This window comes from Ruegeria sp. CI1, assembly GCF_056536925.1.
Map to the genome: position 1 here is coordinate 256,758 of NZ_JBQFQP010000004.1, position 19,387 is coordinate 276,144.

Consider the following 19,387-nt stretch of genomic DNA (forward strand, 5'->3'; position numbering starts at 1 on the left):
CATGTTCCGGATCAGAAAGGTTCCCGACGCACGGGCCCCCAGCAACCGGACCGCCGTCACCGAGGCGCAGGCAATCCTGCGCGCGCAGTTCCCGGGCATGGCGCCCGGCGACATCGACGCATTGCCCGACCGGCTCGAAGATCCCTATACCCACAGGTTCGTCGCGGAACTGCTTGTGGCCGAAGACGCCCGGTCACACGTTCGCGCCGCCGCCGTCATGCTCTATGATCCCGAGCTTGCTTTTGCCTTTCTCGACATGCTCGCCACGTCACCCGGGGCAAAACCCGGGCGCGGCGCGGGCGGCGCGCTGTACGAACGCGTGCGGCTCGAAGCAGCGGCGCTTGGTGCAAAGGGTCTCTATTTCGAATGCCTCCCGGATGACCCCGACCTCAGCCCCGATCCGGAAATCCGCGAACAGAACGCCGCGCGGCTGAAATTCTACGAACGCTTCGGCGCCCGCCCGATCACCGGCACAGGCTATGAAACCCCGCTTTCGCCAAACGACACCGACATGCCGCATCTGGTCTTTGACGGGCTTGGGCGTCACGATCTGCCGGACGCAATGCGATTGCAAGACATCGTGCGCGCGATCCTCGAACGGAAATACGGCAGCCTGTGCCCGCCCGAGTACATCGAACATGTGGTCACCTCGATCGAGGACGGTCGCTTTGCCCTCCGCCCCGCACACTATGGCAAGACCATCTCAGCCCGAACGCCGCCGGACCTGCGCCGATCCATTCCGCTGATCGTCAACGACCGCCACGACATCCACCATGTGCGCGAACGCGGCTATGTGGAAAGCCCGGTCCGCATTCAGACCATTCTCGACGATCTCGACGCAACGGGCCTGTTCGTGCGCCATGAAGCCCAGCACTTTCCCGACCGCTGGATACGGGGGGTGCACGACGCCGGGCTTGTCGCCTATCTCAAAAGCGCCTGCGCCGAGGCGCCGGAAAAAACCTCGGTCTATCCCTACGTCTTCCCGGTGCGCAACGCCACGCGCCCGCCAAAGGAACGTTCGGTACTTGCAGGATACTGGTGCATCGACACCTTCACGCCGATCAACCGCAACGCCTGGCCCGCCGCACGCCGCGCCGTAGACTGCGCGCTGACGGCGGCCGAGGCGGTTTTGTCCGGCTCGCCCGCGGCCTATGCGCTGGTGCGCCCGCCGGGCCACCATGCCGAGCGCAAGACATTTGGCGGCTTCTGCTATCTTTGCAATGGCGCCATCGTGGCCAATTTCCTGTCCCGCTACGGCAAGGTCGCCATCCTCGACATCGACTATCACCACGGCAACGGCCAGCAAGATATCTTCTATGACCGTGCCGATGTCCTGACCGTGTCGATCCACGGCGATCCCAGCTTTGCCTATCCCTATTTCACCGGCTTTCGCGACGAAACCGGGCGCGGCCCGGGCGCGGGATACAATCTCAACATACCGCTGCCCGAAACCGTTTCACCCGCCGACTATCTTGCGGCGCTGGAACGCGCGCTGAACCGTATCGGGACGTTTGCACCGGAATACCTTGTCCTTTCGCTCGGCTTCGACACCGGGCGCGGCGACCCCACCGGCACATGGTCGAACCGGCCCGAGGATTTCCGCCGCATCGGCGCGCGGATCGCCAGCACCGGATACCCCACCGTTCTGGTGCAGGAAGGCGGTTATCGCATCCGCACGCTGGGCGCCAATGCCCGCGCCTTTTTCGAAGGTTTCGCAAGCGGTCTGGAAACCGCGCGGCGCGCACCAAAGGTACCACAACGGCCCATGTCAGAGGCCACACGCCGACAGTGGCGCAGCGCCGTCCGGCCCGAAGACCCGGAAAAAATCCGCGCGCTGGTCGCCACGACCGAACGGTTCTCTGCCGAAGAGATTGCGATTGCCGAAGAACTTGCGCAGGAACGGATCGAACGCGGGCTGGCTTCCGGCTATCACTTCATTCTGGCGTCCAGGGGCGACCGTCTGGAAGGATACGCCTGTTACGGTCAGATCCCCGGATCGGACACAAGCTGGGATCTCTACTGGATCGCGGTGTCGCCTGAACTTCAGGGCCAGGGCCTGGGTGCCGAACTCCTGCACCGGGTCGAAGCCGCCATCTCGCATGCTGGCGGGCGGCGGGTCTATATCGACACCTCCTCCAGCCCGGCCTACGCGGCAACCCGCGCCTTCTATCTGCGGCAGAACTATCAGCTGGCCGCCGAACTGACCGACTTCTACCGCAAGGGGGACGGCAAGGCGATTTACACCAAGGCATTGGAGTCGTGACGATGTCAAAGCTGTCCATCCGGCCCGTGCCGGGAAAGGGGCTGGGCGTTTTCGCGGCGGCCCCGCTGATGGCTGGCGAGGTTCTGGAAAAAGCCCCGGCGCTGGAACTCGACGCGCATACCGTTGACACCATCGCCCAGACGTCGCTGGATGATTACCACTTCGCTCATCCCGGCGATGCCAAAGGCGGGCTTCTGGTGCTCGGCCTGTCCACTCTGGTCAACCACGCGGATAGTCCAAACACGCAAACGGCAGCCGCTTTCGAACGCCGCATCGGTTGGACTGTCACGCTGCGCGCCACACAGGCGATTCCTGCAGGCACCGAATTGACCCGCCGATATGCCTGCCCGGTCTGGTTCGATCCGATCTGACAGCGCATCAATCCGTCAGGCCCAAGCGCCCGCGAAATGGATTGGTGCACTCTGCGTCACCTTTAGATTTGCGACTTCGCAAAACTCTGAAGCAGACGCGCCGCCTCGGCGGGAATGCCGTCGGTTTCGCTGGTGAGCGCGTAAGAGGCATAGCCGAACCGGGGCATGTCCTCTACCAGCCGCAACCACCCCTGCGCAATTTCCGGGGCCACCACGTGATGCGGGAAATACCCAGATGCCGGCACTGTCTTGAGGTATTCCAGCCCAAGCGTCCCGATGCCCAGTTGCAAGGCGGGCTTTGACAGGTGGGGAAAGTTCAACAGGTGATCGGCGCGGAATTCCGGCCCCCAGTCGATCAGCACGTACCCATCGCCCAACGGGTCCGCTGTCGGATCGGGATTGCTGCTGACCAGAACGAACTCGTCCTCGAAAAGCTGAATGGCGTTCAGTTCGGCGTTGTTTCGTGGTCGATAGGTCACGGCAAGATCCAGGCTGCCATCCTCGATCTGCCGCGCAAGTGTCTCGGACCGTTCCGAGATCGCGTTGATCGCAACGTTGGGAAACCGCTTCATCAACACCGGCAGCGCCCCGACCAGCAGCTTGTGCCAAAGGCTCGGAACCGCACCGATTTCCAGCGACATGTCGAACGCCTCGGGAAGCGAAGCGTCAAGCCGCGCCTGTGACCAGGTCCGAACCAGCGTCTGCGCATGCCTCTGAAACCGTCGCCCGGCAGGGGTCAGTGTCGCACCGGATTTGCCGCGGTCAAAGACCGGTCGGCCAAGCTGATCTTCCAATGATCGAATGCGCATGCTCACGGTCGATTGCGTCACATGAACCTTGTTGGCAGCATCAAAGAAACTGCCGGTCTCGACTACCGCCAGAAAGGTGCGCGCCAACTCGATATCCATTCCCTATCTATTTGCCTATCCGATAGATGCGTCAATATAAATTCGTTTTTCAAAGGGATGCGCAGCAGCCATATATGCACCGTAGCGGTTGGGGGCCGTCACATCTCCGGAACGCGATCCATACCTTCTGCCACTGGATCAACTTGGTTCCGCCGTGACGGTGTCGGGTGCTCATGCCGACAGGCTGACTCCCGCACCGAAACCCTCGCTACCGACTTGGACTTTACCGGGGATCGTCATCTTGGGGCGTCCCAGCACATGGAGAATACAATGGGCCGAGTTTCGATTGGCGCCTTGCTCGCGGCGCTGATGGCAACGTCAGGCTTCGCAATGCCAGCGGAAATTGACACCGATGGCGATGGCATGGCCTCTTTTGCGGAACTGCAAACGTTCTATCCCGATGTCACCGAAGAGCTGTTCGGAGAGATCGACCTGGATGAGGATGGATTCATCAACGACGAAGAATTCCTGGCGGCGATCGGTGCCGAAATCCTGCCCGATCCAAAAACCAACCTGTAACGCCGGATCGGTGGAGTGATCACCCCATGCGCCAAACAACTCATTTTCTTGGTCAGTTCCTGACGGCCGCAGGCATCTGGTTGCTGCTGTCCCCGTTCGTCCTGTTCAACGCGGCCAGCCTGTCTGCCGGGACATCCGATCAGGCCACGCTCGCGACGATGTCCATGGGCTTTCTTGCCCTTGTCGTCGCCGGTTTGAACACCCGATACCACCACTGGGTCCGCATCGGCCTTGGCATGGCCTTGGGCATCATAACCGTGATCGACCCATGGATCTTCGGCTTTGCGGACATGACCGTTGCAACGACCAATGCCGGCATTGCCGGGGTTGCCATCGTATCGGTTGCGATAGCCGAACTTTTGACGGCCCGCCACAGGCGAAGCTATGCCTGAATAATTGCGGGGCGGGCTGCCGCCCCGTATCCTGAGTTCGCGCCGATCTATCCAATAAACACAAAGTACCCGACATGGAAACGGACGAACTGGAAACTCCCGACCAAGCGCTTGGCCCCGACATTGGAGCTGCCGCAGCGAACGGCGATACCGATCTGGTGACTGATTTGCTGCGTCAGCGATCTCGCAGTGAGGGGCTGCGTGAATTGCTTTTGCTGCCAAGCGAAATCCGCCACAGCGTCCTCGCGCTTGTTCCGGTCGAGCTTGCGGCCGAGCTCGTCGAGCAGGCGCCGAACGAGCTGGCGGTCGATCTCGTCGAAAGCCTTGAACCCGAACGCGCGGCCGAGATACTCGACGTTCTCGACAGCGATATTCAGGCCGATGTGATCGGCGAGCTCGATACCGAAGACGCCGAAGCGATCCTGTCCGAGCTGGACGAAGACGACGCCGCCGACATACGCCGCCTTGCGGAATACGAAGACGATACCGCCGGTGGCCTGATGATGGCCGAGGCCTTCTGCTTTCTCGAGGCCGACACGGTGGGCAAGGTCCTTCGCGATATCGTCGCCGCAGAAGACGAGTTCGAACGCTATCGCGGCCAGCACCCCTATGTCACCGATGCCAACGGCAAACTGACCGGCGTCGTGTCATTGCGCGGCCTGTTGACCGCCAAACGCAGCGCCACGCTGCAATCCATCATGATCCCGCCGATATCAGTTTCGGTCGAAACCCGGCTCGATGTTCTGGAAGACCTGTTCGACCTGCATTCCTTTCTCGGCCTGCCTGCGGTCGACGAAAACGGCACGCTGGTCGGCGTGGTGTCCCGCTCTGCCGTGGCAGAGGCGATGCTGGAACGCGCCGAGACCGAAAGCCTCAAACGTCAGGGCGTCGTCGGAGACGAGCTGCGCTCGATGCCCGTATGGCTCAGATCCCGGCGCAGGCTGGCATGGCTCTCGGCCAACATCGTGCTCAACATCATCGCGGCCAGCGTCATCGCCGCCTATGAATCGACTCTGGCAGCCGTCATCGCACTGGCGGTCTTTCTGCCGATGGTGTCCGACATGAGCGGCTGTTCCGGCAATCAGGCCGTCGCCGTCACCATGCGCGAGCTGAGCCTTGGCCTGATCAGGCCGATCGACGTTTTCCGGGTCTGGCTCAAGGAAATATCGGTGGGCGTCATCAACGGCATCGCCCTTGGCGTCCTCATCGGCATCGTTGCCTGGATCTGGAAGGGCGTCCCCGCGCTGGGGCTGGTCATAGGCCTGGCGCTGGCGCTGAACACGATGCTGGCCGTCTCGATCGGCGGTGTCGTGCCTTTGCTTCTCAAGCGCATCGGGCAGGATCCGGCCGTTGCCAGCGGGCCGTTGCTGACCACGATCACCGACATGGCGGGGTTCTTCTTCGTTCTCAGCCTGGCAACGGTCATGATGCCCTGGCTGGTCGGATGACCCATCCGGGAAATGCCGCATCAGGCACCTGCCTCACATGACAAGCCCCAGAACCGCCAGCGCACCAACCGAAACGATCCCCACCACAAATACGCTTGTAACCGCGCTCAACAGCAAACCGCACATGAACCAATAGCCGTCGCGTTCGCTCAGACCCAGCGCCAGCATGATGATCGACAGCGCGGGCAGCCCGTTGGCAAACGGGATGGGCAGGAACAGAAACACCGACAAAGCCAGCGTCGCAACCCCGATCACCCGTTCCGCAACAAGGTACGAGGTCGGCCACCACCGGGGTTTGGCAAGGCGTTCGATCCGCTCGACATAGGGAACCGATACCGCGACGATGCGGCCAAACGCGGCCCGCTCGATCGAACGGTCGGCCACGAATCGCGGCAGCCACACGTCAGGACGCCCGAGAACCAGCTGAAGTCCCAGAAACATCAGGGGCACGGCGGTAAAGACCGACGAACCGGGGATGAACAACAACACGTTCGGCGCCGCAAAGATGACCATCAGCGGCGCAAAACTCCGGTCGCGCAGCGCGCTTACGATATCCCCGACCGAAATGCGCGGCCCCTCGCCGGCATCGAGATCGCCCAGCACCTCCGACAAACGCCGACCGGGGCGGCGCACCAACAGCGCTTCGACCGTCTCAAGCTTGGGCATTCACTCTGCACCATATCCGGCACTGCCGTTCCCCCGCCGGGGCTTGCCCCATGGCCGGCGGAACATCTGCGCGCGGGTCAAAATCGGCCTCAGCCGTCCGAATCCTTCACGACAGCCACGGCCAGCCGGTCGATCGCGGTGATGGCGGTCAGGCCGTCTTCACCGGCGGTGGCGTATTCGATCTGGATGCGGTCGCCCCGCCCAAGGTCCGCCGGGGTTTCGACCGTCTCAGGCAATTCCCAGACCGTCAGGTCCGTCATGACAAGAATTCGATCGACCCGGTCGAAACTCAGGATAAGTCCCTCGGTTTCGTCCGCCACGGCGGGGGCCGCCAGCGAACCGGCGACGACAACTGCAAGAAATGAGCGCATGTATTGCTTCCGTCAGAGGAGGAAGCCCTGGGCGCGCGTGTTCGCGCTTGCGGCAGCCGGGCGGAGCCTCGCACCCGGCCCATCAGATATGGAGCGGCGCCCGGCCATCACAAGAGCCCAGACGGCGCGGATCAGAGAATATTTAAACGTGTCGCGACAGCGTGCTGGTCTATTTTCAAGAAAAGAGAGTCTTGGCGCGAGACGCAGTGTTTTTACTGCAGGGCGGGAAGCTGACTTTCGCTGCGTTTGCGTCGGCTCTCTGCCGGGCTCGCGAAAGCTGCCGTTCTTTTGAACATTGAACTCAAGAATGCTGCGACCGATCTAGTGGCCGCGAAGAGCCCATTTTGCCGGATGCTGCAGGCCAAATGGAGGCACGCAAATGCGCCAGAGCAGCCATTCAATTTCCAAGTTCAGGAAGGTGCCTGTGATGCAAGGGTAGGACGGAGCCTTGTGAGCGCGACAAATCGCAAACTGCGTCATCCGTTCGATACGCCATGCAGATTACGGTATTCAGTCGGGGATTGCTGATATTTCTCTCGAAACGCACGGTTGAACGGCCCAATGGAGGCGAACCCGACATCGTAGGCGATTGACAGCACAGGTGTATCGGCCCGCGCAGGATCGGACAGAACCTCACACGCCGCCTCTATCCTGCGTTCGTTCACGAATTGGGCGAAGTTGCGATACCCGAGCCCCTTGTTGATCGCGCGTCGGACCCTGTGCTCAGGCGCATCCACTGCTGCTGCGAGCCGCGCGATTGTAAGCCCTTCCTGTCGCCAGATACCATCCGCCATTGCCGCTTCGACCCTTTGCAGAACTGCGGCATCGGCGCCTGACAATGGCCTGGCAGGTTCCGGTTCAGGCTCCGGCCGAAGGGGCCAGAGATCGGATGTGATCCGCACGGCCCAGGACAGGAACAGCAGCGTCAGCACCAGAAATCCCGAGGCATGGATCGGGTACATCAGGGGTGGCAGATCGGCATCAAGCTCCAGGAACTCGACCACCGAGATCCCGAGGCCGGTAAGGGCCATGAGTGCCACGAACCACCTGCGGAACCGGCGCCGGGTTTCGACCAGATCGCCGGCGGCTGTAGAAAACACGATGTAGAGCAAGCCCGCATAAAGCAACACGACAAGGATGCCCCGGAGCGTCGCCGCGAAGGGCAGGATGGGTGCAAGCCAGGCACCTGCGGTGACCAAGACTGCCAGCATGCCGTGCCATGGCCGGTAAACCGGCCGGTCGAGGAATATCTCTGCCCCGGCCCAGACCGCCAGGATCGGCACCACACCGGCCATCATGACGAGACCGGTCTCGGCCCAGGTCCCGGAGAGCCCCAGGTTCGGCGACGACACAAGCAAGTAAGCACCAAGTCCGAGGCAGAGGGCAGGCACCGACAGGCCCCTGGGCCAAACGGCACGATTGGCCAGGAAGATCAGCGCACAAGTCGCCAGCGCCGTCACCGCGCCGCCCCTCAAAAGGAGATCAATTCTAACGATCAAATCTTCCATGGATCGAGCGAAGCCCAGACCGGGGAGCCGGTCAACCGTGAACGACGCGCCGATTCCGGAAAAGCCGCGCCGATTCCGAAAATCGCGCGGCACTTTTCGAATACAGCGCGCGCTGCAATGCCCTGTCGTCGCATGTGGTCCGGAGCACCCGGAAACAGGAGACCATCATGGAAGATCAATGCATTATCAGTCATCTCGCTGGGGTTTTCTCCGGCGTTCTCGCCACGGACTTTCTGCGCTACGCCGTCGGTGCAGGTGGCGTTTACCTGACAGTGAACCTGGCGCTGGCGGCCCGGCTCCGGGCGCGGAAGATCCGGGCCGATGAACCGCCGCAAGGCCAGATCGGCCGCGAAATCCTCGCAAGCTTGCGCACGGTTCTGATCTTTGCGCTGAACGGGACGCTGATCGTTGTCGGAGCGGAGGCGGGACTCGTCCCGATCTATACGGAAATCGCCACCTACGGCTGGGCCTATCTCATTTTCAGCACGGCGGTTCTGATCGTCGCCCATGATACGTGGTTCTATTGGTCGCACAGGCTTCTGCACTACCCGCCGATCTTCCGGCGCTTTCACAGGCTGCACCACAAGTCGCACAACCCGACGCCCTTTACCTCCTACAGTTTTGATCTGGGTGAGGCGGTGTTGAATGCGGTCTACCTGCCGCTGATCCTGCTCGTCCTGCCCGCCCATCCGGCGGCGATCCTGGTATTCGTCACGCACATGATGCTGCGGAATGCGATCGGGCATTCGGGTTACGAACTTTTCCCGGCCAACCGGTACGGCAGACCGCTGTTCGACTGGATGACGACCGTCACCCATCATGACATGCACCACGCCCATGCCGGCTATAACCTCGGCCTCTACTTCACATGGTGGGACCGGCTGATGGGGACGGAGCATCCCGGCTATCGCGAAGCTTTCCGCCGGGCGGCCCAACCGGTTCCGGCACAGGGCGTCCGTAGGGCACTTCGGCGTACCCTGGACAACGCCGAATGAAATCCCCCTGCTGGAGCAACAGAGATGAGGAAACCGGAATTCATCGCCCGTCAGAGCCGCCGACCTACAGGTCTGCTCGGTGCAATTGTTGCTCGCGTCATGGCGCGCGAGACACGTCCCGAAAACGAACGCGCGCTGCACCTCCTCGATCTGGCAGATGGCGACAGCCTCATCGACATCGGCTGCGGCCATGGCGAAACGCTTTTCGAGGCAGACGCGATGGTACGTCTTTCGGACAGCGCCGGCGTGGATTTCTCAGAGGTTATGCTGAAGCGTGCTCGTGCCAGGAACCGTGATGCGGTCTGGGACACGCGCCTGACGTTTCATTGTGCCGACACTGCTGCGTTGCCCTTTCCGGACACGCGGTTCGGCAAGGCGCTTTCGGTGCATACGATCTATTTCTGGCCGGACCCGGCGGCCCATCTTGCCGAGGCGTTTCGCGTTCTTCGCCATGGTGGGCGATTCGTGCTCTGTTACCGATCGACCGCCGACAGTCGGGCTGTGGATGGGTTCCCCGACACCGTCTATCGTTTCCCGAGCGTTCAGGAAGTGGAGGAGACGTTGAAGCTGGTCGGGTTCCTGGACCCGGAGACCACAACTGAGGACATCACAGGACGTTTGACGCATTGGAGTATCGCGGAGAAGCCATGAAGCGAAGGACCGCAAAGGCGGGCTGAGCCGTCGCTTCGGCTCGTGCTGCGAATTGGCGCTTTGTCCGCGATCTGTGAATTCGAGGAAGCCCGGATTTCGCACTTGCAGCGAATGACCGCAAAGCGGGCTGCGACCGCAGAATCTTGAAGGTGGATCGAAGGTCGGCTCTGGGCCGGTCACGCTTAACAGAGCCGTTCGCCCGGAGGTTTGCATCGTCCGTGAAGCAGACAAATAACTTCAAGACATGACCAAATTTTTTGGACGGGTTCGTCCGGCCGGAAAATCCACTCCCATTTGCTGCGTTCGGCAGGGCAGGAAAGCGGCGGTGGGGGCGCGATTTGACCGTTCCGGAACTGTACAAAACGGCACGTTGCCTTCTGGGACCGGTACAAATTGGACAATTCATCCGGATTCCGTGCCGTCAGTCTCCTTCATCAGCGCTTCAAGCCCGACCCGGTAGTTCGGATAGATCAGCTCGATTCCCAGCTCATCCTTGATCCGATCATTGTGTACCCTCTTGTTTTCCATATAAAAACTGCGGGCCATCGGGGTCATGTCAGCCTCGTCGAACGGCACGGCGGGCGGCAGCGGCAACCCCTGCAACTCAGCAGCATACCCAATCACATCCTGCGGCGGCACCGGCTCATCATCACACACATTGTAAATCGCACCCGGATTTGGGCGTGCCATCGATGCCGCCAGAACCTGTGCGATATCGTCAACGTGTATACGGCTAAATACTTGTTCAGGCTTGATAATTCGCCGCAACCCACCTTTTCGCAACTTGGAAAATGGTCCCCTCCCCGGCCCATAGATTCCCGCCAGCCGGAAGATGTGCAGAGGCAATCCCGGGATAGCGGACCACTGTTCCTCGGCCATCACCCGCCAGCGCCCGCGCTCGGCGGCCGGTTCCGGTGGCGTGGTTTCATCCACCCATCCACCATCATGATCGCCATAGACCGCCGTTGTCGACAAATAGCCGACCCACTCGAGTTGCCCCGCCCTCGCCACGATCTCATCGCCCAGCGCGGCAAGTACAGGATCACCCGCCGAGGTGGGAGAGGTCGAGATCAGCATGTGAGTCACACCATCAAACGACGGCAAGGAACCCGGCCAAATAGTCGGTTCTGCTCCGGAATTCTGAATTTTATCAACCTGTTCTGTGTTTCGCGTCGTGCCGATAACGCGCCATCCACGGGGGATCAGCAGACGCGACAGCGCCTGAGCAGAATATCCGTGTCCAAAAGAAAGAAGTGTGCCTGTCATGTTACCTTGATGGGCTGCAATGCTGGACGATGCAAGCGCCCGATGGACGCACTTGATTCGAATCTCCGCTTGGGCCTTTCATGGGGCATGAGCAAAAAGACACCCGACCTGCACGCCGCCTATGCGCTGGAAACACCGGAAGACCACAAACGGCTTTATGCCGAATGGGCCGGTGATTATGACGACAGTTTCGCAGCGCTCGAAGATTATCAACTTCACGTCCAAACCGCCCGCGCCTTTGTTGCCGCCGGGGGGCAAGGTCCGGTACTGGATGTGGGAGCGGGAACCGGACTGTGCGGCGCGGTGCTGGCCGGTTTGGGCGTCGGCCCGATCGATGCCACCGACATAAGCCCCGAGATGCTGGCCGAAGCGATGCGCAAGGACATCTATCGCGATGCCATCGAGGCCGATCTGAACCTGGGTATTCCAGTTCCACGGGAAAGCTATTCCGGCATCGTTTCCTCGGGTACTTTCACGCACGGCCACCTTGGCCCCGAGGCGCTTCCTGCCCTGCTGCGGGTCGCCCGGCGTGGGGCGCAGTTTGCCTTGTCGATCAATGCAAAGCATTATGAAGCAAAAGGTTTTGCTGACATATTACGCGACTTGCAGAACGGACAGATTGAGAACCTGAAACTCAAAGAAGTCCGTATTTACGGAGATCTGGCAGCCGGACCGAACAAGGACGACACCGCCCTTGTCGCCCTGTTCGAAAAGACCTGAGCCGTCTTATTTCCCTTTCCAGACCGGATCGCGCTTTTCGGCGAATGCGCGGGCGCCTTCGAGATTGTCCTCGGACGCATAAAGGATATCGACCGTCGCCAGCTGACGTTTGGTGATCCGATTCATGATATCCTGAAACTTGGAATCCTCCGCCTCGCGAACGATCTCTTTTATCGCGGAATAGACCAGCGGCGGGCCGCTTGCGAGAAGGCGCGCCAACTCCCAAGCGCGATCCATCAACTGATCGGGCGGGACAATCTCGTTCACCATCCCCCAACGTTGTGCCTCGGTCGCGTCAAACCAGCGGCCGGTCAAAAGCAACTCCATCGCGATATGATAAGGAATGCGTTTGGGCAATTTCACACTGGCGGCGTCGGCCACGGTGCCAGACCTGATTTCGGGCAATGCAAAGGTCGCATGATCCGCTGCCACGATCATATCAGCGCTCAACGCCAGTTCCAGACCGCCACCGCAGGCTATTCCGTTCACTGCCGCGATAACGGGCTTGTTCATGTCGCGCAATTCCTGCAAACCGCCAAAGCCGCCGACGCCATAGTCACCATCGACGGCGTCGCCATCGGCTGCGGCCTTCAGATCCCAACCAGGGCAAAAAAACTTCTCGCCACCACCCGTCAGAATGGCCACGCGCAAATCCGGGTCGTCGCGAAAGTCGCGAAATACCTCACCCATAATCCGGCTTGTCTGCAGGTCGATCGCATTCGCCTTGGGGCGGTCCAGGGTGATTTCAAGGATCGCGCCATCACGCTTGGTTTTAACTGGATTCATGAGCTTGCCTTTCGAATGAGGGCATCCACAGCGACCGCGCTGGTCGCCGTACATATCAACGGATTTATTTCAACTTCACCAACGCTGTCCGCATTGGCAATGACATAGGCTTGCACCGCCTCGACCGCATCAAGCACCGCGTCGAGATCGACACCTGGTCTTCCACGATATCCTGCCAACAGCGGGGCGCAGGCCAAGAGATCAAGTGATTCACGAATGGCCGCGCGGGCGGAGGGGATCAGCATTGAGACGGTGTCGCGCAGGATTTCAGCCAGTATGCCACCTGCCCCAATAGTCAGTACATACCCATGCGCCGGGTCGCGGGTGACGCCCACCAACAACTCGGCAACGCCTCCGGTTGCCATTTCTTCAATCAGAACTTCCGGTGTTCCAACTTTGTCGACAGCATCTGCAATGTTTTTGATCTCCACGCCCAGCAAAACCGCCCCATGTTCGGACTTGTGTGCCAGACCAACGCCCTTGACCGCAAATGGCCCCTTCATGGATCGGATTGCGTTGACGGCTTGATCCGGCCGCACCGTCACGCTGCGAGGTATTTTCAGACCGAAGGCCGCCAACTCTGCCTTGGCTTCCGCCTCGGTCAGAACAACGTCAGCCTCGAGGTTTCTTGGCAACAACACGGCGTCCGCCAAGCTCGGCAAGGGCCGAGTCGCCGCCTCTGCTGCTGCCAAGGCTTCATGCAGGCCGGCAAAGGGAACAACCCCGCCAGCCATGAGGGTTTTTGCAACGGTTTCCGGCATAAGTTCTGGCAAGGTCGCGGCGACAGCGAATGGCTTCCCTTCTTGCGCACAGTTCAGCGCGGCTTGTGTCGCGCATTCCCAATCGGTGGCATCTGTGTGCGGATAGTCAACAATGGCTAATGTTAGAGCCACATCCGGACCGGTCATGCTCATCCACGCCCGGGTCATTGCTGGCGTATCGCGCCAGATATAGGTGTGATAGTCCAGAGGGTTCGCCAAGGCGACCATCGGCCCAAGTGCTGCGCGCAAATCAGCCTTTTGACAATCGGTCAGGGGCGGGAAATGCAAGTTACGCCCAACAGCCATGTCAGCGGTCAGACTGGCCTCGCCACCCGAGCAACTGATTGTGCTGATCCCGTTTCCTTCCAGCCGGCCTGAAACATGGAGCAGCTTCAACGTCTCCAGAAAACTTGGCACGTCGTCCAACCGCGCGATCCCAAGCCGGTCCAGAAAGGCTTGCGCACCGGCATCACTGCCGGCAAGCGAGGCGGTATGCGACACGGTCGCGGTCTGTGCATGCGAAGACTTGCCCATTTTCAGCGCGACGATCGGTACATCCCGTTCACGCGCGCGGGCGGCCAGGGCTTCCCACTTTCTCAGATCACCAAAGCCTTCTATGTGAACGCCGATTGCGGTGATCCGGGGATCATCCAGCAGGGCCATTGCGATCTCGGCCTGATGGGTCTGGGCCTGATTCCCACATGTCAGCATGAAAGCCAATGGCAAGGCGCGCCGCTGCATCGTCATGTTGATAGCGATGTTCGAACTTTGCGTCAGGATGGCAACGCCGCGGTCGACATGCCGCATGCCGTGCTGGTCCGGCCAGATCACGACGCGGTCGAGCGCGTTTATGAAACCATAGCAATTCGGCCCAAGGATCGGCATGTCTCCAGCCGCCGCCACCAACCGCGCCTGCAAGTCCGCTGATCCGGCATCCTCGGCCAGGGCCTCTGTAAAGCCGGAAGCAAAGCAGATCGCTCCGCCGACGCCGCTTCGCGACAGAACTTCCACGGCCTCGATAGTGGCGTGGCGGTTGATGCCGATAAAAACGGCATCCGGCGCTTCGGGCAAGGCCTCGATGGTCTCGAACACGGGCTCACCGGCGATCTCGGTCGCCTTTGGGTGAACCGGCCAAACCGGGCCGGAAAACCCGAACTTTCGAACTTGCCGAATGATTTCGGCGCACCACACTCCGCCACCAATAACCGCAAGAGAACGATAATGCAGAACGCGTTTCAGAGACTCTAACTTGGTGGTTTCTCGCATTTCTGGAGTGAATTCTGACACGGAGGTCATGCCCCAAGCGCCCTCAACAAGTCACGGCTGATGATATGGCGCTGGATTTCCGATGTGCCGTCCCAGATCCGCTCGACCCGCGCGTCACGCCAAAACCGCTCCAGTGGATAATCGTCCATCAGACCCATACCGCCGTGAATCTGGATTGCGGCATCGGTTACCCGCGCCAGCATCTCGGACGCATAGAGCTTGGCCGAGGCAATCTCGCGGTTGGCAGGAAGTCCCTTGTCCAACCGGTCCGCTGCTGAAAGGGTCAGCAGATCGGCTGCGTCAATCTCGGTGATCATGTCCGCGATCTGGAAAGATACGCCCTGAAACTTGCCGATTTTCTGGCCGAATTGCTCGCGTGTTGCGGCGTAGTCCAAGGCATAGTCAAAGCACCTGCGCGCGCGACCGACCGACATGGTCGCCACCGTGATCCGGGTGGCATAAAGCCAGGTGTTCATCACCTCGAACCCGCCGTCGACATTGCCCAGAACCTGTGCGTCCGGCAGGCGGCAGTCGTCGAAATCAAGGATCATGTTCTTGTATCCCCGATGACTGACCGACTTGTACCCATCACGGATCGTGAATCCGGGCGTTCCGCGATCGACGAGAAAGGCCGTAATCCGCTTCTTGGGGCCTTTGGGTGTCTGGTCTTCTCCGGTCGCGATGAACACGATGAGGAAATCCGCGTGATCGGCACCCGAGATGAAATGCTTGGTGCCGTTGACCACCCAGTCGCCTCCGTCGCGGACGGCCGAGCATTTCATGCCCCGGACATCCGACCCCGCGCCCGGTTCGGTCATCGCCAGTGCATCCATTCGCTCACCGCGCACGGCGGGCATCAGGTAACGTTCAATCTGCTCGCCTTCGCAGGCCATCAGGATATTCTGCGGGCGCCCAAAAAAATGGTTCAGCGCCATTGACCCACGCCCCAACTCTCGCTCGACCAACGCGAACTCAAGATGGTTCAGCCCGGCGCAGCCGACACTTTCGGGGAAATTGCAGGCGTAAAATCCAAGTTCGAGCGTCTTGCGCTTTATCTCGTCCGCAATCTCCTTGGGCACTTCGCCGGTGCGCTCTACCAGGTCTTCGTGCGGGTAAATCTCGTTCTCCACGAAACTGCGAACAGTTGCGGCAATCATTTCCTGTTCTTCGGACAAGCCGTATTGCATTCTGTGTCTCCGGACTGAGTTGGGTTTATCCTGAACAGGGTTGCAGCGATATTCATGCAGAAATAGACATCAGTCATGCAAGATTGGATAAAATCAACCTCTGCAATGCAGCAATTCGGCGTGCTGCTGTTCGATGGCTTTTCCAATCATTGCCTTGCCAACACGGTTGAACCGCTGCGTGCCGCCAATACACTGTCGGGGAAGGCATTGTACCGTTGGCAATTCCTGTCGCTCGGCTCCGACCCTGTGACCTCATCCTCTGGCTTGCAGGTGTCACCGCATGACACGCTTGGCAATGCATCCGGCGACATGTTGGTCGTGATGCCGTCCTATGGGTATCTTGGGCACAGTGGGTGGCGCACGCAGGCAAGCCTGCGTGCGGCTTCGACCCGTTTTTCCATGATAGCAGGAATGGACACAGGAAGCTGGCTGCTGGCTGAGGCCGGGTTGCTGGATGGTCATCGCGCCACGATCCATTGGGAGGAGATGACCGGCTTTTCCGAACGCTTTCCCGAAGTCGATGTACATCGGGAAAGGTTCATCATCGATCGGCGCAGGATCACCTGTTCGGGTGCGATGGCCGCGTTCGATTTGGTAATGCACCTGATCGGACAAGACCACGGGCAGGCCCTTGCGCTGGAGGTAGCGCAGCTTTTTATGACGCGGGAGTCTGCGCGATCTCACAGTGGCGGCGCAGGGTCGTCCAGCGCTTTTGTAAACAAAGCTCTAGCGCTGATGCAGGAACACCTGGAAACGCCGCTGCCAATCCCGGTAATTGCCCGCCGCGTCGGACGGACACAAAAGGTGCTCGAAGCAAAGATGCGTGCCGATCTTGGTGCCGGCCCAGCGCAGGTTTATCGCCGCCTGCGCCTGAATTTGGCGCGCAAACTGGTGGTGGAAACCCAACTCTCAATTGGCGAAATTGCTCTGCGGGCAGGGTATGACGATCCTAGCGCCATGACGCGGGCATTCAGGACAGAGTTCGGCACCACTCCACGCGCGTTACGCGGCTAACCGCGCCCGCGATAGGTCGGCACGCCCTGATCCGGGATCCAGACACCTGACAGTTCCGGACCGGATTGGTAGAACACGTCGATCGGAATACCACCCCGCGGATACCAATAGGCACCCACGCGCAGCCATTTGGGTTTCAGCACCTCTTCCAGCCGCTTGCCGATGGTCACGCTGCAATCTTCGTGGAAGGCACCGTGATTGCGAAAGGCGCCGAGAAACAGCTTGAGCGACTTGCTCTCGACCAGCCAATCACCCGGAACATAGTCGATCACGATATGGGCAAAATCGGGTTGGGCCGTCAACGGGCAGAGTGAGGTAAACTCCGGCGCCGTGAACCGCACCGCATAATCCGTTCCGGCCTGCGGGTTGGGTACTTTTTCCAGCACCGCTTCATCGGGAGATTTGGGCAACTCGGTCTTGCCGCCAAGCTGGGTCAGGTTCGCATAGATGTCTTGATTAGCCATGTTAGAGCCTCATACGCCGCGCCTGTTGCCCCAAATCAGGACATGCAGTTGCGGCAGGATGGTGGGGGCATACCAACGATCCCCCAGGGTTTTTTCGATCAGCCATTCATACCGGTTCATGATACCGCCCATGTCAATGACAGCATCATACGAGTCTGGCGGCGGTGGCGTGTGGTTGCCCGGTTGCAGATAAAGCGGCAGTTGCGGGTAGCGCGCGGCAACCTCGCGCGCCCAGTTGTAGTCAGCGTTATCAAAGACCACGATCTTGAGTACCTTATGCGTTTTCATTGCGGCACAAGCACCGAACACGTCCCAATCCATCACTTCGCCGGAGGACGGCGGTTTGGGGCTGAGGATCAGTGTTTGCAACTCGTCGAACCAATTCCGCGCGACCGAGCCCTGGGTTTCCATCACAAAGGAATAACCTTTGGACTTGCCCAATGAGATCACGGGCGAAAAGTCTTGTATGGCGGGATTTCCGCCGGAAATAGACACTGTTATTGGTGTTTCTCCGGATAACTGTTCGACTTTGGCCATGATCTCTGCCGGTGTCACGGGCAACCATTCAAGGCGGAACCGACTGTCAACAGCATGCAGGCTGTCACACCACGAACAGCGATAATCACAGCCGCCGGCACGCACGAAAACGGTCGGTACACCGATCACGGCCCCCTCACCCTGAATGGTCGGACCGAAGATCTCGGCAATGCGCAGGCGCGTCATGGCCGGTATTCCGCCCATGTCTTTGGCGTCTCGCTGACGCGCACCGCACTGGTTTGTGCCCAGCGTGTCTTGCAGAAATCATAAACCTCTTTCGCCAACCGTTCTGAAGTTACCATGTCATGACCAAACACGTCGTTGAGGTGTCGATGATCCAACTCGTCATCGATCCAGGTTTTGAGCGGCTTCAACTCGCGATAGTCCACCACAAACCCGTTCAAATCCAGTTCGCTAGCGCTCAGTTCCACTTCGACCACGTAGTTGTGCCCGTGCAATCGGGCACAGGGATGATCGTCGGGCAAGTCGCACAGCTGGTGCGAGGCCGAGAAATGGAACTCCTTGGTGATACGAAACATCAGGCCACCCCCACAGCCGCTTTCCAGAACTCCGGATCGGCATAGATGGTGGGGTCTTCGACACCTGCAATGTGAAACGCTTCTCGTCGTTCCACACAGGTACCGCAGCGCCCACAATGGGTTTCACCGCCCTTGTAGCACGACCATGTGTCAGCGAAGGGAGTGCCATGCTTTGCGCCTTCGGTCACGATAGCCGACTTTGACACCCGGACAAAGGGTGTATAGAGTCTAACACTGGCATATCCGTCCAGCGCCTTTGCCTGCATTGCCTCGAATGCTTCGGTGAACTCCGGCCGGCAGTCGGGATAGATGAAATGATCACCGCCATGAACTGCTGTCGCCACAGCATCCGCCTGTTTGGCGGCGGCAACACCAAAGGCGATGGCCAGCATGATGGCGTTGCGGTTGGGAACTACCGTAACTTTCATGGTCTCTTCGGCATAGTGCCCATCTGGCACATCCACATCGTCGGTCAGGGCCGAACCGCTGAGATGCCTTCCGATATGCCCCATGTCGATCAGGTCGTGCGGTACACTCAACCGGTCGGCACAACGGGCTGCGAATTCGACCTCTTTCCGGTGGCGCTGGCCATAGTCGAAGGAGATCAGCCCGACCAAATCACGCTCGGCGGCCACCTTGTGCGCCAACGAAACCGAATCCAGCCCGCCGGAGCAGATGACAATTGTCTTCACTTTTCAGATCCTTGTTTTGTAAGCCGGGTAGGCTGCGACCGGCGTCCGGACCATCCGGACCGG

General features: G+C 60.1%; 21 protein-coding genes. 9 read left to right on the forward strand and 12 right to left on the reverse strand.

The features are described 5' to 3' along the window. Position 1: 1 nt before the first annotated feature. Together ACR0LZ_RS06810 and ACR0LZ_RS06815 are read left to right on the forward strand one after the other, a co-directional pair. A complete protein-coding gene (locus ACR0LZ_RS06810; protein ID WP_480749025.1) occupies positions 2-2,263 on the forward strand; it encodes a GNAT family N-acetyltransferase in 2,262 nt (753 codons plus the stop codon). A 2-nt stretch (positions 2,264-2,265) separates the two neighbouring features. Next, the gene (locus ACR0LZ_RS06815) at positions 2,266-2,634 is read left to right on the forward strand and encodes an SET domain-containing protein-lysine N-methyltransferase (RefSeq protein WP_480749026.1); all 369 of its coding nucleotides are present in this window, start codon (positions 2,266-2,268) and stop codon (positions 2,632-2,634) included. A 62-nt stretch (positions 2,635-2,696) separates the two neighbouring features. Here the strand turns inward: ACR0LZ_RS06815 and ACR0LZ_RS06820 are convergent, their stop codons facing one another. Further along, positions 2,697-3,542 carry a LysR family transcriptional regulator gene (locus ACR0LZ_RS06820; protein ID WP_480749027.1) on the reverse strand — a complete coding sequence of 282 codons (846 nt, stop codon included), beginning with the start codon at positions 3,540-3,542 and terminating at the stop codon, positions 2,697-2,699. Positions 3,543-3,812: 270 nt separating this feature from the next. On the opposite strand from ACR0LZ_RS06820, the gene ACR0LZ_RS06825 reads away from it, so the two are divergent. The 3 genes from ACR0LZ_RS06825 (at position 3,813) to mgtE (ending at position 5,901) form a co-directional block, all read left to right on the forward strand. Further along, the gene (locus ACR0LZ_RS06825) at positions 3,813-4,061 is read left to right on the forward strand and encodes an EF-hand domain-containing protein (protein ID WP_480749028.1); all 249 of its coding nucleotides are present in this window, start codon (positions 3,813-3,815) and stop codon (positions 4,059-4,061) included. 26 nt (positions 4,062-4,087) lie between these two features. Beyond that, entirely contained in the window at positions 4,088-4,453 is a 366-nt protein-coding gene (locus tag ACR0LZ_RS06830) for an SPW repeat protein (RefSeq protein WP_480749029.1), read from the forward strand. Between the two features lie 74 nt (positions 4,454-4,527). Beyond that, positions 4,528-5,901: a magnesium transporter gene (mgtE, locus tag ACR0LZ_RS06835; RefSeq protein ID WP_480749030.1), complete on the forward strand. Its 1,374-nt coding sequence runs from the start codon at positions 4,528-4,530 to the stop codon at positions 5,899-5,901. Positions 5,902-5,934: 33 nt separating this feature from the next. Here mgtE and ACR0LZ_RS06840 read toward each other — a convergent pair whose 3' ends face one another. From ACR0LZ_RS06840 to ACR0LZ_RS06850, 3 genes are all read right to left on the reverse strand, one after another. Continuing rightward, positions 5,935-6,567, reverse strand: a complete 633-nt coding sequence (locus tag ACR0LZ_RS06840) for an exopolysaccharide biosynthesis protein (RefSeq protein WP_480749032.1) — start codon at positions 6,565-6,567, stop codon at positions 5,935-5,937. An 89-nt stretch (positions 6,568-6,656) separates the two neighbouring features. Continuing rightward, positions 6,657-6,938, reverse strand: coding sequence for a hypothetical protein (locus tag ACR0LZ_RS06845; RefSeq protein WP_480749033.1), 282 nt, complete (start codon positions 6,936-6,938; stop codon positions 6,657-6,659). A 476-nt stretch (positions 6,939-7,414) separates the two neighbouring features. Then, complete coding sequence (locus tag ACR0LZ_RS06850; protein ID WP_480749034.1) at positions 7,415-8,398, reverse strand: helix-turn-helix domain-containing protein; 984 nt, start codon at positions 8,396-8,398, stop codon at positions 7,415-7,417. A 215-nt stretch (positions 8,399-8,613) separates the two neighbouring features. Between ACR0LZ_RS06850 and ACR0LZ_RS06855 the strand changes: the two genes are divergently transcribed. Next, positions 8,614-9,441 (forward strand): sterol desaturase family protein, encoded by an 828-nt coding sequence (locus tag ACR0LZ_RS06855; protein ID WP_480749035.1) that lies wholly within the window; start codon positions 8,614-8,616, stop codon positions 9,439-9,441. 24 nt (positions 9,442-9,465) lie between these two features. Further along, the gene (locus ACR0LZ_RS06860; RefSeq protein WP_480749036.1) at positions 9,466-10,092 is read left to right on the forward strand and encodes a class I SAM-dependent methyltransferase; all 627 of its coding nucleotides are present in this window, start codon (positions 9,466-9,468) and stop codon (positions 10,090-10,092) included. A 402-nt stretch (positions 10,093-10,494) separates the two neighbouring features. On the opposite strand, the gene ACR0LZ_RS06865 is transcribed toward ACR0LZ_RS06860, so the two are convergent. Continuing rightward, a complete protein-coding gene (locus ACR0LZ_RS06865; protein ID WP_480749037.1) occupies positions 10,495-11,358 on the reverse strand; it encodes an SDR family oxidoreductase in 864 nt (287 codons plus the stop codon). 87 nt (positions 11,359-11,445) lie between these two features. On the opposite strand from ACR0LZ_RS06865, the gene ACR0LZ_RS06870 reads away from it, so the two are divergent. Beyond that, a complete protein-coding gene (locus ACR0LZ_RS06870) occupies positions 11,446-12,078 on the forward strand; it encodes a class I SAM-dependent DNA methyltransferase (protein ID WP_480749038.1) in 633 nt (210 codons plus the stop codon). A gap of 6 nt (positions 12,079-12,084) precedes the next feature. Here the strand turns inward: ACR0LZ_RS06870 and ACR0LZ_RS06875 are convergent, their stop codons facing one another. The 3 genes from ACR0LZ_RS06875 to ACR0LZ_RS06885 are packed head-to-tail and all read right to left on the reverse strand — an operon-like array spanning position 12,085 to position 16,078. Then, complete coding sequence (locus tag ACR0LZ_RS06875) at positions 12,085-12,864, reverse strand: carnitinyl-CoA dehydratase (protein ID WP_480749039.1); 780 nt, start codon at positions 12,862-12,864, stop codon at positions 12,085-12,087. Continuing rightward, positions 12,861-14,921: an acetate--CoA ligase family protein gene (locus tag ACR0LZ_RS06880; RefSeq protein ID WP_480749040.1), complete on the reverse strand. Its 2,061-nt coding sequence runs from the start codon at positions 14,919-14,921 to the stop codon at positions 12,861-12,863. Before ACR0LZ_RS06880 ends, ACR0LZ_RS06875 begins: the two co-directional genes overlap by 4 nt. Next, positions 14,918-16,078 (reverse strand): acyl-CoA dehydrogenase family protein, encoded by a 1,161-nt coding sequence (locus tag ACR0LZ_RS06885; protein ID WP_480749041.1) that lies wholly within the window; start codon positions 16,076-16,078, stop codon positions 14,918-14,920. Before ACR0LZ_RS06885 ends, ACR0LZ_RS06880 begins: the two co-directional genes overlap by 4 nt. 75 nt (positions 16,079-16,153) lie before the next feature. Here ACR0LZ_RS06885 and ACR0LZ_RS06890 point away from each other — a divergent pair, with 75 nt between their 5' ends. Beyond that, complete coding sequence (locus ACR0LZ_RS06890; RefSeq protein WP_480749042.1) at positions 16,154-17,092, forward strand: GlxA family transcriptional regulator; 939 nt, start codon at positions 16,154-16,156, stop codon at positions 17,090-17,092. Here ACR0LZ_RS06890 and queF read toward each other — a convergent pair. Genes queF through queC form a run of 4 tightly spaced genes read right to left on the reverse strand, consistent with a single transcriptional unit; the run spans position 17,089 to position 19,324 of the window. After that, positions 17,089-17,556: a preQ(1) synthase gene (queF, locus tag ACR0LZ_RS06895; protein ID WP_480749043.1), complete on the reverse strand. Its 468-nt coding sequence runs from the start codon at positions 17,554-17,556 to the stop codon at positions 17,089-17,091. The genes ACR0LZ_RS06890 and queF overlap by 4 nt on opposite strands. A gap of 9 nt (positions 17,557-17,565) precedes the next feature. After that, positions 17,566-18,279 carry a 7-carboxy-7-deazaguanine synthase QueE gene (gene queE / locus ACR0LZ_RS06900; protein ID WP_480749044.1) on the reverse strand — a complete coding sequence of 238 codons (714 nt, stop codon included), beginning with the start codon at positions 18,277-18,279 and terminating at the stop codon, positions 17,566-17,568. Next, entirely contained in the window at positions 18,276-18,632 is a 357-nt protein-coding gene (gene queD / locus ACR0LZ_RS06905; RefSeq protein ID WP_480749045.1) for a 6-carboxytetrahydropterin synthase QueD, read from the reverse strand. The genes queE and queD overlap by 4 nt, the downstream gene beginning before the upstream one ends. Beyond that, a complete protein-coding gene (gene queC, locus ACR0LZ_RS06910; protein WP_480749046.1) occupies positions 18,632-19,324 on the reverse strand; it encodes a 7-cyano-7-deazaguanine synthase QueC in 693 nt (230 codons plus the stop codon). The genes queD and queC overlap by 1 nt, the downstream gene beginning before the upstream one ends. Positions 19,325-19,387 lie beyond the last annotated feature (63 nt).